This window comes from Leifsonia sp. ZF2019, assembly GCF_019924635.1.
Lineage (GTDB): Bacteria > Actinomycetota > Actinomycetes > Actinomycetales > Microbacteriaceae > Leifsonia.
The window spans coordinates 3,019,605-3,033,481 of sequence record NZ_CP065037.1; the positions used below are offsets into that span (position 1 = coordinate 3,019,605).

12 protein-coding genes are annotated in these 13,877 nt (G+C 71.8%); 2 read left to right on the top strand and 10 right to left on the bottom strand.

Going from position 1 to position 13,877, the window contains the following annotated elements; all coding sequences use genetic code 11:
- Positions 1-6: 6 nt before the first annotated feature.
- Complete coding sequence (locus tag IT072_RS14865) at positions 7-612, bottom strand: J-domain-containing protein (RefSeq protein ID WP_223357635.1); 606 nt, start codon at positions 610-612, stop codon at positions 7-9.
- Between the two features lie 345 nt (positions 613-957).
- Between IT072_RS14865 and IT072_RS14870 the strand changes: the two genes are divergently transcribed.
- Both IT072_RS14870 and IT072_RS14875 read left to right on the top strand, forming a co-directional pair.
- On the top strand, positions 958-1,188 hold the full coding sequence (locus IT072_RS14870; protein ID WP_223357636.1) for a PLD nuclease N-terminal domain-containing protein: 231 nt from the start codon (positions 958-960) through the stop codon (positions 1,186-1,188).
- Positions 1,185-1,898: a DUF3592 domain-containing protein gene (locus IT072_RS14875; RefSeq protein ID WP_223357637.1), complete on the top strand. Its 714-nt coding sequence runs from the start codon at positions 1,185-1,187 to the stop codon at positions 1,896-1,898. The genes IT072_RS14870 and IT072_RS14875 overlap by 4 nt, the downstream gene beginning before the upstream one ends.
- Before the next feature lie 369 nt (positions 1,899-2,267).
- Here the strand turns inward: IT072_RS14875 and IT072_RS14880 are convergent, their stop codons facing one another.
- The 9 genes from IT072_RS14880 to IT072_RS14920 form a co-directional block, all read right to left on the bottom strand.
- Positions 2,268-3,674 carry an LPXTG cell wall anchor domain-containing protein gene (locus IT072_RS14880; RefSeq protein WP_223357638.1) on the bottom strand — a complete coding sequence of 469 codons (1,407 nt, stop codon included), beginning with the start codon at positions 3,672-3,674 and terminating at the stop codon, positions 2,268-2,270.
- A gap of 170 nt (positions 3,675-3,844) precedes the next feature.
- Complete coding sequence (locus IT072_RS14885; protein ID WP_223357639.1) at positions 3,845-4,939, bottom strand: fatty acid desaturase family protein; 1,095 nt, start codon at positions 4,937-4,939, stop codon at positions 3,845-3,847.
- A 123-nt stretch (positions 4,940-5,062) separates the two neighbouring features.
- A complete protein-coding gene (locus IT072_RS14890) occupies positions 5,063-6,535 on the bottom strand; it encodes an FAD-dependent monooxygenase (protein WP_223357640.1) in 1,473 nt (490 codons plus the stop codon).
- A 178-nt stretch (positions 6,536-6,713) separates the two neighbouring features.
- Positions 6,714-6,947 (bottom strand): hypothetical protein, encoded by a 234-nt coding sequence (locus IT072_RS14895; protein ID WP_223357641.1) that lies wholly within the window; start codon positions 6,945-6,947, stop codon positions 6,714-6,716.
- Positions 6,948-7,055: 108 nt separating this feature from the next.
- Positions 7,056-8,048, bottom strand: a complete 993-nt coding sequence (locus IT072_RS14900) for a C-terminal binding protein (protein ID WP_223357642.1) — start codon at positions 8,046-8,048, stop codon at positions 7,056-7,058.
- Positions 8,041-9,066, bottom strand: coding sequence for an agmatinase (speB, locus tag IT072_RS14905; RefSeq protein WP_223357643.1), 1,026 nt, complete (start codon positions 9,064-9,066; stop codon positions 8,041-8,043). Before speB ends, IT072_RS14900 begins: the two co-directional genes overlap by 8 nt.
- A 9-nt stretch (positions 9,067-9,075) precedes the next feature.
- Positions 9,076-10,725 carry a thiamine pyrophosphate-binding protein gene (locus IT072_RS14910; RefSeq protein ID WP_223357644.1) on the bottom strand — a complete coding sequence of 550 codons (1,650 nt, stop codon included), beginning with the start codon at positions 10,723-10,725 and terminating at the stop codon, positions 9,076-9,078.
- Positions 10,726-10,750: 25 nt separating this feature from the next.
- On the bottom strand, positions 10,751-12,424 hold the full coding sequence (locus IT072_RS14915) for an amidohydrolase (RefSeq protein WP_223357645.1): 1,674 nt from the start codon (positions 12,422-12,424) through the stop codon (positions 10,751-10,753).
- A 3-nt stretch (positions 12,425-12,427) separates the two neighbouring features.
- Complete coding sequence (locus tag IT072_RS14920) at positions 12,428-13,774, bottom strand: MFS transporter (protein ID WP_223357646.1); 1,347 nt, start codon at positions 13,772-13,774, stop codon at positions 12,428-12,430.
- Positions 13,775-13,877: the final 103 nt, after the last annotated feature.

The following is a 13,877-nucleotide window of genomic DNA, read 5'->3' on the forward strand; positions in this document are numbered from 1 at the left end:
GGCCCCTCAGCGGGCGCGGCGCAGACGGCGGCGTTCGCGGCGGCTCAGCGCGGCATACGCCTCCGCCTCCGCCCGGCGCCGTTCCTCGGCGACCCGGAGGCGTTCGGCACGGCGCTTCGCCCACGCCGCGACCTCCGCGTCCGCATCCCGCGTCGCGGTGACGACGGGAGGGCCGCCCTGCAGCTGGCGGCGCGCCTCCCGTACCCGGCGGTTGAAGTCCTCGACGTGCTCGCGCACGGCGCGTTCGGAGCCGAGGCGATCCAGACGCTCGGCGAACTCCCTGTCCTCCGTGCGGAGCGTGAGAGCGGGCGGCCCCAGGCCGGTGAGCTTCTCGCGCTCGATCTTGCGGCGGATCCACCAGTCGGGATCGTGCGTGCCGGTCAGGCCCGGCAGCGGCTTGCCCGCGCCGGGCAGGTCGTCGAAGTCGCCACGGCGGATGGCCTGCTGGATGGCGTTCTCGATCACGTGCGCCCGCTGGTCCATCGACGGCTGACCGGCGTTCGCCTCCTCCGCCTCCTCGCCGCGCTCCTGCGCCTCCCTGCGGAGCCGGTAGCGCACGGCGTCGACGCGGGCATCCCCCTGCTGCGGCGCGGGCTCGCGGGAGTCGGACATGCCTCCACCCTACGCGCGGGCCCGCGGGGAGGCTCCGGACACGGTCGCAGCGGCGGTGATCTCCTGGAGGCGCACATGCGTCGCTGAGAGCAGAACCCCTGATATCCGTTGACTTCTGAGCGATCGGCTCTACTGTGTTGGTTGACCACGGCGTCCCGCATGGCGGCGCCGCGCGGCCGGACGGCGCGCCGACCCGCTGGGACGGGCCGCCACCGCGATAACCGGCAGGCGACGGCCGGCTTCTCGGGTGAGCCGGTCGTCGTTGCGCGCGGACGGTAAAGTAGCGGCGCGGGCCGGCAGGGATGCCGAGCGCGCGCACCGACGCCGACACGAGGGGGAAATGCCATGCTGAGCGGACTCGCGGGGTGGCACACGATCATGCTGCTGGTGTGGGTGGTCCCCCTCGTGCTCTGGGTGATCGCCCTCGTGCAGATCGCGCTGAGCCGCACCACCGCCGCGTATGTGATCGCGTGGATCGCGATCGCGACCCTCGTTCCCGTGATCGGCGCCATCCTGTGGTTCACGCTCGGCCGGACGAACGCGCCCGCCAACCGGTCGACGGGAGGCGCCGCATGAGCACCGTCGACCCGTCCTACGCCCGCGCCGCCCGCCAGGCGCGTCGCCCCGGCACGACGCGCGTCGTCGTCCTGCTGGTCGTGCTGTTCGCCGGCGGAGTGCTCATGGGATGGGGGTGGGGCGGCTTCGCCCTCATCGGCGAGGATGCCGAACCTCCCGTCGGCGCGGTGGTCGGAGCGGTCGGCGGCCTGATCCTCTCCGTCGCCGGATTCGCCGGCTGGACGGCGACGGTGCTGCGCCGGTCGGATGTCGGCCTCGGATACGGCGCCGCGGCGGAGCTGTTCGGTGGCGGCGCCGGTCTGATGGCCGTCCTCCAGGGCACGCAGAACGTCGTCGCCCTCGGGATCGCGTGGGCGCTGTTCGTGCTCGGCGCCCTCTTCCTCGTGCTCGGCGTCTCCGCCGCGGCCGCCCGCCGACGCCAGGACTCACGGGACGAGCGCATCATGGAGTCCGGAATGCTCACCACGGCGACCGTGAGCGACAAGGGCTACGACTTCTTCCACGAGAGCTCGCGCATCCTCACCACCGTCACGTTCACTTTCACCGACCTCCAGGGCACGCAGCGCTGGGTGCAGAAGACCGTGCTGATCGAGCAGTCCGCCCCGATCATGGAGGGGCAGGAGACCCGCCTCTGGTACGACGCGGCGAACCCGGGCGACACCCGCAGCATCGTGGTGGAGCTGGCGCGCGCGAACGCGCTGCGCCGCTGAGTCGCGACCGCCGCTGTTCGGGACGACTGCGGCGGGGCGCGGGACCGCGAACGTCCCGAACCGGCGCAGACGTTCGCGAAACGGGCCTTGCGCTGCCACGTCGGTGCGGCCGCTCTGTGCCTGACGGGTGCGGCACGCTCCCGGTGACGACTCAGTCGTAGCCGAGGATGACGACGTCGTCCTCGCGCAACCGATCGACGTCGGGCTGTTCTTCGAGGACGGCGCTGGCGAGCATGCCTGGGATGCTACGTCGCGTCCCGTGCACGCCTGAATCGACACGGTGTCCAATCCGCGCGCTCGCGTCGACACCGCGTCCAGCACGACGACGGCCCCCGTTCCAGGAACGGGGGCCGTCGCGGGTGAGGTGCGTTACGCCTGCGCGGAGCGACGACGGCGCGCGACCAGCACACCGGCGGCGCCGAGCAGGACGAGGAGGCCACCGATCGTCGCCGGGATCGCGGCGTCGGATCCCGTCGCGGCGAGCGCGGCGGTCGTGGTGACGGCGGCGACGCTCAGGGCGACCGCCTGGACGCCGCCCGAGCTCTGCCCGACCAGTACGAGCGTGTGCGATCCGGCGGCCAGCTGAGCGAGCACATCGGCGCTCAGCGTGACCTGGACCTTACCGTCGACGACCGGGAACGAACCCAGGAGGATCGGGGTCGAGTACACGTAGACGTCGACGAACGAGTCCGCCGAGGTCCACTCGACCGAGGCCGTGTATCCCTTCGTCGGGTCGAGCGTCGCCGGCAGGCCCGCCGAGAGCGGAGTGCCGGGCGTGACGCCGTTCGCGGCGAGGTAGGCCGGGAGCGCGTCCGAGTTCGGCACCGGGGCCGCGGCGGCGGGCTTCTGCGGGGCGGTGACGACGCCGGTCGTGCTGCTGCGGACCCACGCGGTCGTGTGCCCGGCGAGCGTCGCGGTCACGATGACGCCGACGCTCATGCCCACCTCGGCGTCGGTGACGGTGTAGCTGTCCGTCGTGCTGCTGAGTTCGCTGCCGGACTGGCCCGAGCTGGCGAACCACTGGTACGAGAACTGCGAACCCTCCGGGAACCCGGCCGGGGACACGGTCAGCGTCGTGCCGACGGTCGCAGCACCCGCGACCGTCGCGGTGCCGGTGGGGACGAACGAGTACGTGGTGCCGTTGAAAGTGACGGAGTCGACGTCCGCCTGCGTGCCTGCCTCGGTGAGCACGCCGAAACCGAGCACCTGGACGGTGTCGACGTCGAGCGCGGCGAGGAAGTCGCCGAGGGTGGCCGAGTCGTTCTTGGCGTAGAGCGGCGCGCCATCGGCGTCGGTGATCGCCGTGCTGGTGACCCAGGTGTCGGTCAGCGCAGCGGTGTTGGTGCCCTCGACCGGCGACGCCGGGCGCAGCGTCGTGAACTTGGGCGCCGTCGCATCCCCGTAGAAGAGGGGGAGCTGGAAGTACGCGGAGTTCCACGAGGTCTTCCAGGAGACGCCCCCGGCCTGCACGAGGCTCTCGAGCTGCGCCCCGGTCAGACGCTCCTGCTCGGTGTAGCCGTAGAGGATCTGCGACTCGCCGGTCAGCTCGAGGCCGTTGGCGCCCACGACCGCACGGTCTTCGGCGTTCGCGTACCCCTGGTGCCAGCCCGGGTAGGTGTCCTCGTTCGACCGGATGTCCTGCTGGTGGACCTCCGCGGTCGCCGGGGCGGCCTGTGCGGGTGCGGAGGCGACGAGCGCCATCCCGCCCGCGATGACCGCACTCAGACCGAGGGCCGCAGCACGTGCGGCCCAGGTGGTGTTCTTCGTCGAATTCACAGTGTCAATGACCCATTCACGTCGGTGTCGCTCGTCTGGTGTGCAACCGGGCGGACGCGCGTGATAAACGTGCGATCCCCCCTGTTATCCCTTGAGCTTAGGCGTTGGTTGACTAACGCAACTATTACCCGAATGGGGGTCATTTCACCGTGCGTCGCCGCCCGCGGCCGTCAGGCCCGGCGGAACTGGGTGACCATCGGGCAATCGAACGGGTCACGTGCGGAGAGGCCGACGCGGTTCAGGTAGTCGATCACGATCCGATACGACCGCACCAGCCCGGTCTCCGTGTACGGGATGCCGTGGGTCGCGCAGTGCGCGCGCACCATCCGGCGAGCGCGGGCGAGGCTGGGCCGCGGCATACTCGGGAACAGGTGGTGCTCCACCTGGTGGTTGAGACCTCCCATGAGGAGGTCCATCCACCAGCCGCCGCGGATGTTGCGGGAGGTGAGCACCTGCTTGCTGAGGAAGTCGACGCGGGCTCCGGCCGGCAGTTGCGGCATGCCCTTGTGGTTCGGCGCGAACGACGCGCCCATGTAGACGCCGAAGACGGCGAGCTGCACGCCCAGGAAGGCGAACGCCATCCCGACCGGGAGCATGAGGAAGACGATCGCCACATAGACGGAGAGACGGGTGCCGATCGCGACGAGTTCGCGCCGGCGTCCGTCGACCTTGCGCACCTCGACGAGCGAGCGGATCGAGGTGACGTGGAGGTTGACGCCTTCCAGCAGGAGCAGCGGGAAGAACAAGTGACCCTGCCTGCGGGTGATCGCCGCCAGCAGGCCGGTGGCGCGGGCCGCGTCGTCCGTCGTGAACGAGATCGTGTCGCGCGCGATGTCCGGGTCTTTGCCGACGACGTTGGGGTTGGCGTGGTGCCGGGTGTGCTTCGTCATCCACCACTGGTAGCTCATGCCCACCAGCCAGGTGACGATGAACCGGCCCGCGCGGTCGTTGGCCGGGCCGGACGCGAACACCTGCCGGTGGGATGCCTCGTGACCGAGGAAGGCGAGCTGCGTGAAGATGACCCCCAGGACCGCGGCGATCAGCAGCTGGAACCAGGAGTCGCCGAGGAGGACGAATCCGGCGGATGCGCCGGCCAGGCCGACGATCAGCACGGCGAAGACCCCGGCGTAGAACCCGCGGCGGCGCTCCAGGAGACCGGCTCCGCGGACCTCCCCGAGCAGTTCGTTGTACGTGCTGGTGACCGGGGCCCGGCCTTCAGGACGCGTGCGCGTCGGACGGATCGGTCCGAGAGTGGATGTGGGCATACGCCCCTCCGCTGGTTCAGGCGACTTCCCAGCCGAGGTGAGGGGCAGTTTGCCCGAGATGCTGCAACCGTACGCGGCGAAGCTGGGCACCAGCCGCGTAGCGGGCGATCCGCGCCGCGCAGCTCACTCCGCCTCGCCGAACCACCGGCGCAGCCGCTCCTCCAGCCCGGCCTGATCGCTTCCGATCCAGACGACATGACCGTCGGGCCGCACCAGGATCGCCGACGCATCGAGCTCGTCGCTGCGCGCGACGAGGAGGTCGACACGATCCTCCCACCCCGTCACGGAGAGCGCGCCCGACGGGTCGAGCAGCAGCCCGCGCCCGGTGCGCAGGTGCTCGTACAGCCGGCCGCCGCCCGCGAGCGGGATGTCGCGCAGGCGGCGCCCCACCAGCTCCGGCGCGTTCCCGTCACCGGCGCCGTCGACGTCGTAGCGGATGCCCGTGCCGCTGATCCGCTCGGCCAGGAACCGGGCGACGTCGTCGAACGAGAGGAGGTCCTCGACGACCCGGCGCACGGCCTGCGGCCCCGGCTCGGCCGCGATCAGCACGCTCTGCGCCCGGGTGAGGGTGAGGACATCGTCGGCGACGGCGTGCCGCTCCGTGAAGTACGTGTCGAGCAGTCCCTTCGGCGCAGTGCCCGCGATCTCGGCGGCGAGCTTCCAGCCGAGGTTGACCGCGTCCTGGATGCCCAGGTTCAATCCCTGCCCGCCGAGCGGCGGGTGGACGTGCGCCGCATCGCCCGCCAGCAGCACCCGGCCGACGCGATACCGCTCCGCCAGCCGCGTGGCGTCGGTGAAGCGCGACAGCGACCGCGGCGAATGCACGCCGAAATCCGTGCCCGCGAAGGCGCGGAGCTGCGTGCGGAACTCCTCCAGGGTCGGCAGAACGGAGCGGTCTTCCGCGACCGAGGCCGCGGGTACGACGGCGCGGTAGCGTCCGTCGCCGGCGGGCCCGATGCCGAAGCCGCGGTGCGTCTTCCGCACCTCCGCCCCCACGGTCGCGATCTCCTCCGCCGACGCCGTGACCTCCACCTCGCCCAGCAGCCATTCGGTCGCGGCCGCCTCGCCGGGAAAGCCGACGCCCAGGAGCGTGCGCACCCTGCTGCGCCCGCCGTCGGCGCCGATCAGCCAGGACGCGCGCAGCCGCTCTCCGTCCGCGAGGTCGACCGTCACGCCGTCGTCGTCCTGCGCGAATCCGACGAGCTCGGCGCCCCTGCGGATCTCCGCCCCCAGCTCGGCCGCGCGCTCGGTCAGCAGCCGGTCGGTGACCGGTTGCGGGATGCCGAGGAGGTAGGCGTGAGCGCTGTCGAGCCTCAGCGGACGGGGGCCGGTCAGCCCGGCGAAGGAGCCGACGGCCCCGGGATAGGGCGTCCCGTGCTCGAGGAACCGCTCCAGCATGCCCCGCGCATCCAGGAGCTCGATGCTCCGCGGCTGCAGACCCAGTGCCCGCACCGCCTCCGTCGGCTCGGCGTCCCGCTCCAGGACCAGCACGGACACGCCGTGGAGCCGCAGCTCCGCCGCCAGCATCATCCCCGTCGGGCCACCCCCGCCGACGATCGCATCGTATCTGTCGGGAACCGTTGCCGGACCGCCCATGACCACCCCGCTTCTCGCCGCCGGATCTCGGCCGCGACCAGCCATTCTGGTGCATCACACTGTGCTTGCCGCAAGCCCCGGGGGCTCCGGTATCCTGGAAATGCAGGCAGGGATCGCTTCGGCACCATCGCGTGCGTTTCGTCACATGGCGTATCCCGTCATGTCGCACGCGGCCCGGCTACTCGTCCCGGGCGTCCGCCCCGTCGAACTCGTCCAGCTGGTCGACGCCCTGCGACTGCTCGACCTCCACATCGACGCCGCCGTCGACGTCGGCCGCCTCGACGACGGTTCCCGCGGCTCCCGGTGCTCCGGGGGCCCGGAACGCGCCGGTCCCCTCGTCCAGCGTTCCTTCGCCGTCCGGGTAGCCGGCCTCATCCGGGTACTCGACCCCGCCCGTGTCCGACATGTCCATGCGGTTCTCCCTCCGGTGGTCGTTCGCGACGAGCGGACCGCCCGTGGTCCGATCCTCCACCCGCTCGCCGCCGACCGCCAGTCCCGCGGGGCGCGGAGCCGACCCGGCTCACACCCGGTTGACCGGCGCCTCCGGCGCTCCCTCGCGCACCGCGTCCACCGCGTTCTGCGCCTGCACCCGCACGTACTCCCCCTCGGTGAAGCGCGAGAAGTACGCGATGTGCGGAGTCAGCACCACATCGTCACGCCCGACGAGGGGATGCCCTGCGGCGGGCGGCTCCCGGTCGAGCACGTCGAGCGCAGCGCCCGCCAGGTGGCCACGGTCGAGCGCATCCACCAGGGCGGCGTTGTCGAGGAGGCCGCCGCGGGAGACGTTGATCAGGCGGGAGCCGGCGGGCATCGCGGCGAGGAACCCCGCGTCGACCATCCCCGTCGTCTCGGGGGTCAACGGCATGTGCAGCGACAGCGCGTCGGAGGCGGCGCGCACCTGCTCCAGGCTCGTCCGCTCGATGCCGAGCCGGCGGAGGTCGGCGACGATCTCCGGTGTGTCCGGCAGCATCGGATCGTAGCCGAGCACGCGGCCGAAGAGCGGGCCGGCGAGGCGGGCGAACTCGCGGCCGATCCGCCCGAGGCCGAGGATGCCGAGGGTCTGCTCGCTCAATCGCGGCGGCGGGGAGGCGGCGCGCTCGTTCCACCGGTCCGGTGTCGCGGAGGCCGTGTAGAACGGGAGCTGGCGCGCGCTCGCGAGGAGGAGCGCGAGCGCGTGCGTCGCAACCTCCTCCGTCGCGGCGCCGGGCACGTTCGTCACCCAGACGCCGTGCTCGGTGGCGGCCTCCACATCCACGTAGTCGAAGCCCATCGACATGAGGGCGACGACCTTCAGCTGCGGCAGGGCGGCGATCATCTCGCGGGTGACGGCGGCGTAGCCGGGGAGGAGGGCGTCCGCGTCCTGCGCCCCCGCGACGATCGCAGCGGGGTCGCGGGTGCCGAGCACGCGCACCTCGAAGCCCTGCGCCTCCAGCAGCGCGATGCCGGGAGCCGGGTCGGTGTCCTCGACGTCGGTGTAGACCGCGACGGGGCGGCGGTCGGCGGCGTCAGTCATCGGCCGACCCGCGGGGATGCGCGCTGCCCTCGCGCACGATCACCTGCGCCATCGCGGTCATCAGCTCGTACGCGACGTGCGCAGCAGCGATGCCGGTCACCTGGGCGTGGTCGTAGGCGGGAGCGACCTCCACCACGTCCGCGCCGACGATGTTCAGGTCGGTGAGGCCGCGCAGGATCCGCAGCAGCTCGCGGCTGGTCAGGCCGCCGGCCTCCGGCGTCCCGGTTCCGGGAGCGTGGGCCGGGTCGAGCACGTCGATGTCGATCGAGATGTAGAGCGGACGGTCGCCGACGCGCGTGCGGATGCGCTCGAGGGCGGCGGGGATGCCGTGCTCCTCGATGTACTCGCTCGACACGATCGAGAAGCCCAGACGCGCGTCGTCCTCGAGGTCCTGCTTGCTGTAGAGCGGCCCGCGGGTACCGACGTGCACGGACGCGGTGCGGTCGAGGTAGCCCTCCTCCGACGCCCGCCGGAAGGGGGTGCCGTGCGTGATCGGCTCGTCGAAGTAGGTGTCCCAGGTGTCGAGGTGCGCGTCGAAGTGCAGCACGGCCACCGGTCCGTGCTTCGCGCTGACGGCCTTGAGCAGCGGGTACGCGATGGTGTGGTCGCCGCCGATCGTGAGGATGCGCCGCACCCGGTCGCCGAGCGCGCCCGCGGCCTCCGCGATCTGGTTCACCGCCTCGTCGATGTGGAACGGGTTGACCGCGATGTCGCCGGCGTCGGCGACCTGCACGGCCTCCCATCCCGAGAAGTCCTGGGCCGGGTTGTACGGCCGCAGCAGACGGCTGGAGGCGCGCACGTGCTCCGGGCCGAAGCGGGCGCCGGGACGGTAGCTGACGCCGGTGTCGAACGGGATTCCGACGACCGCGAGGTCCACCGCGGGAACGTCCTCGAGCCGCGGGAGGCGGGCGAAGGTCGAGAGCCCGGCGTACCGCGGGGTCCTCGAGGCGTCGGCCGGCCCGACGGGCGGGGTGGCCGGGGTGCTGGTGGCCGGGGTGCTGGTGGGGATCGTGCTCATCGGTCTCTCCTACTTCGTGAACGTGTGCTGCGGAAGGTGGACGACCTGCAGCCCGCCCGCGGCGCCCGCGGCGGCGACGGCATCGGCCAGCTGGGCGGCGGACGCCACGCGGCGCCCGGTGCCGCCGAACGCGTCGGCGAGCGCCGCCCAGTCGGGCTGCGCCAGATCGACGCCGACGGGAGCGATGCCCGCATCCGCCTCGTTCTGCTTGATCTCGGCGTACCCGCCGTTGTCGACGACGATCACGGTGACGTCGAGCCGCTGCTCCACCACGGTCATGAACTCCTGCAGCGAGAACATCAGCGCACCGTCGCCGACCACCGCGAAGACCGGCCGGTCGGGCCGCGCGACGCGGGCGCCGATCGCGGCGGGCAGGCCGTAGCCGAGCGTGGCGTAGGTGGCCATGTACGGCGTCGAGTTCGGCTTCGCGACCCGCAGCCGGTTCAGGAGGCCCCAATAGGCGATCTGCGACGAGTCGGTGGTCACGATGGCATCGTCCGGCAGGGCGGCGACGATGGCGTCGGCGAGGGCGGTGTTCACCGCGGAGAGTTCGGCGCACTCCGCGGCGACGGCCGCCAGCGTCTCGGCCACCCGCGGGACGCGGAGCGCGGACGAGGCCGGCGTGTGCGAGTCCGCCTCCTGCGACTCCAGCCGCCGGCCGATCGCGGCGAGCGCAGCGGCCGCGTCCGCGACGATCCGGACGTCCGCCGGCTGGTTCTTGTCGAGCTGCGCGGCGACGAGGTCGACGCGGATCACACGACCACGGGCCTCCAGCGCCTCCACCCACAGCTCGGCCTCGCCGAGCTTGGACCCGACGACGAGGAGCACGTCGGCGTCCCGCGCACGGTTGCGTGCCGCCGCCAGGCGCAGGTTGGAGCCGAGCGACAGCGGGTGGCGCTCGTCGAGCACGCCCTTGGCGTTGAGGGTCGTGACGACCGGCGCGTTCAGGCGCTCGGCGAGCGCGCGGAGCTCGTCCGCAGCGCCGCGCGAGCCGCCTCCCGCGAGGATGACGGGGTCGTTCGCGCCCGCCAGCAGACGCGCCGCCTCCGCGACCGCCGCGGCATCCGGTAGGGCCACGGGAGCGGACTCCCGCGCCGTGAGCGCGTCGCCGTCGAGGCCGGTCTCCTCCTCGAGGAGGTCGAGCGGCACCTCGATGTAGACCGGACGCGGGCGACCGGTGCGGAACAGCGCGAACGCGTCGTGGACGGCCGCGACGGCCTCCTCGACGGACTGCACGCGACGGCCCCACTCGACGATCGCCGACACGGCGCTCAGCTGGTCCTTGGTCTCGTGCAGGGTGCCCACGTCCGCGAACTCGCGGCCGCGCGCCGGGCCGGGCGAGAGGAGGATCATGGGCCGCGACTCGCAGTACGCGGTGCCCGCGGCCGAGAGCGCGTTGAGCAGGCCGGGGCCGCTCGTGGTGATCACGACGCCCGGCTTGCCGGTCTGGAGCGACCACCCGTCGGCCGCGTATCCGGCGCCCTGCTCGTGACGCGCGGTCACGGGATGCACGCCCAACGCGGTCAGCGGCCGGTAGAACTCGAGGTTGTGGGTGCCGGGGATGCCGAACACCGTGTCCACGCCGTAGTTGCGGAGGGTTTCGATGAGCACCCACCCGGTCGTGCGTCGGGGCTGCGTCTCCACGCTCGTCGTCTCCATTCCGTTCCGTCCCTCCCGAGCCGTCTCAGCGGCCGTCGGCGTCGTAGCGAGGCGTGCCGTCCACCCACGTGGCGCGCACCGGGATGTCCGCGATCGTGTCCGCCGCCGCCGTGAGCGGGTTCGCCCCCAGGACCACGAAGTCGGCGCGCTTGCCGACCGTGAGCGAGCCGAGCTCGTTCTCGCGGCCGAGCGTGATCGCTCCCTCCAGGGTGTGGCCGCGCAGGGCCTCCTCCGCGCTGATCCGCAGCGAGTCGGGGCCGAGCTTGTGGCCGCGGCGGGTGACCCGGGTCACGGCGGCCTGGATCGCCTCCAGCGGGCGCGGCTCGGCGACCGGGGCGTCCGACGAGATCGTCACCGGCACGCCGGCTTCGATGAACTCGCCGAGCGGGTTGAACCGCTCCCCGGGCGTGCCGATGGCCTGCTCCACCCCCTCGCCCCAGTTGTAGTAGTGCTGGGTCTGATTGACCGGACGGATGCCGAGGCGCGCCATCCGCGCGATCTCCTTCGGATCCGGGAGGCCGCAGTGCTCGATGCGGTGGCGGGCGTCGTGGTCGGGGCGCTCGGTCAGCGCCTGTTCCACGGCATCCACGACCATCGCGATGGCTGTCGGCGACTGCGCGTGCGTCGCGGTCTGCAGCCCGGCCGCGTGCGCCCGGGCGACGAGTCCCGCGTACTCGGCGGGCTCGTGGTAGAGCTGCCCGGTGCGGCACGGGTCGCCGATGTAGCCTTCGGGGAAGTACGCCGTCCATCCCCCGAGCGTGCCGTCCGCGTAGAGTTTGATGCCCGCGACGGACAGGAATGCGTTGCCGAACGGCCCGGTGAGTCCGAGCTCCACCACCTGGTCGAGCAGATGGGAGAGGAAGTATATCGAGACGCGCACGGAGAGCTCGCCGCGGTCGGCCATCGCCAGGTAGGCGGACAGCTCGCGCTTCGACACCTGCGCGTCGCCGAGGGCCGTGACCCCGGAGGAGAGGAACTCGCGCTGCGCGATGTCGAGCTGGCGCTGGTGCTCCGCCGGCTCGTCGCCGAGGTGGAAGTTGGGGCCGTGGTGGCCGATCTTCACTCCGTGCAGCCCGGTGAGCACGTTGCAGGCCGCGTCGGACAGCTCGCCGGTCAGCTCGCCGTCCGCATCGCGGAAGAACTCGCCGCCCTCGGGGTTGGGCGTGTCCCTCGTGATGCCGTACTTCTGCAGCGTGAAGGTGTTCACGACGCCGCCGTGGCCGGAGGCGTTCATGATGTAGACCTCGCGGTCGGTGGCGACCCGGTCCAGCTCCTCCTTCGTGGGGTGGCGCCGCTCCTGAAGGTTGCGCTGCTCGTAGCCGTAGCCGCGGAGCGGGACGCCGGCCGGCAGCCGGCGCGCGCCCTCCCGCATCAGCTCCACGATCTCGGGGATGGACGCCGCCTTGGCCGGGCTGACGTCCACCCACGTGAGCAGCTGCCCGTACATCAGCGGGTGCGCGTGCGCGTCGATGAAGCCGGGCACGATCGTCGCGCCGGGGAAGTCCGCGCGGACCGGTGCGACACCGGCAGCGTCCGCCGCCGCCTCGACCTCGGCGAGCGTCCCCACGGCGAGGATGCGGCCGCTCGCGGTGAGCATCGCCTCCGCGCGCGGGGTGTCGTCGTCGACGGTCAGGATCACGTCGGCCGTCACGATGGTGGGGGCCGAATCGCGGTCGTCGAACGTTGCCAGGTGTCGCATGGGTCAGATCCTCGTGGTCTTGATGGCGGTCGTGTCCAGGCGCGGGGTGAAGGATCCCGTCGCCGGTGCGGAGTCGGAGTGCTGCGGCGCGAACCAGGTGCCGACGACGGCGATCAGCGCGAGAGCGCCGAAGAACCAGATCGCGGACCAGAAGGTGCCGGTGACGGCGATCAGGCCGGTCGCGATGGCGGGCGACAGGCCGCCCCAGACCGCGGCGCCGATCCCGTACGAGAGCGACATCGAGGTGTAGCGCGCCTGCGGGCGGAACATCTGCGTCATGACCGTCGAGAGCGGGGCCCACGCACCGCTCAGGGTGATGCGGATGACGCTGACGAAGATGTAGATGAGCGTCACCTGGTGGTTCTGGATGACGAGCACCAGCGGGATCACGGCCACGAACGACAGCAGCGATCCGAGGATGATGACGCGCTTGCCTCCCCACTTGTCGCCGAGCAGCGCCAGCGGCAGGGTGACCAGGGCCTCGATGAACGAGGCGACCGTCATGGCGCCGAGGATGACGCTCGCGTCCAGGCCGACCTCCGGGCTCGTGGCGAAGTTCTGCACGAAGACCGTGGCGATCACGTAGCCGCCCGACGACATCGCGATGATGCAGAAGCCGAGCAGGATGGCCAGCCAGTTGTTGCGCAGCGCGAACAGGATCGGGGTGGACTGCGTGTGGCCCTCGATCTTCTCCTCGAAGACCGGCGTCTCCTCCACGCGGTAGCGCACCCAGATGCCCACGCCGATCAGCACGATGCTGAACAGGAACGGGATGCGCCAGCCCCAGGTCAGCAGCACGTCGTCGCCCATTCCCGCGAGGATCCAGAACGCGCCGGAGGCGAGCAGCGCGCCCAGCGGGTTGCCCAGCTGGGTGAAGCCGCCGTAGAAGTTCTTGAACTTCGGCGGTGCGCTCTCCACCGACATGAGGCTCGCACCGCCCCACTCGCCGCCGACCGCGAGGCCCTGCGCGATGCGGAGCACGATGAGCAGGACGGGCGCGACGATCCCGATCGTGTTGTAGCCGGGCAGGCAGCCGACCAGCACCGTCGCCACGCCCATGATGAAGAGCGTGATCGTCAGCGCGCGCTTGCGGCCGAGCTTGTCGCCGATGTGGCCGAAGATGATGCCGCCCAGCGGCCGCATGAAGTACGCCACCGCGTAGGTGCCGAACGATGCCAGCGTGCCGAGCGCGTGGTTGACCTCGGGGAAGAACACCTGGGGGAAGACGATGGCGGCGGCCGTGGCGTAGACGTAGAAGTCGTACCACTCGATGGTCGTGCCGACCACCGAGGCGAGGCCGGCCTTCAACGCACGGGCGTGCCCGGGGGGTTGCGTCGCGATTGCAGACACACAAAGCTCCTTTGCTCGTACTGCCGAAATTCGATTGTCGTGCGCGTTTCGTCGTGAAGTCTCATCCCGTCGGCCGGGATGCGCAAGCGCAGTTCCGCGTCGA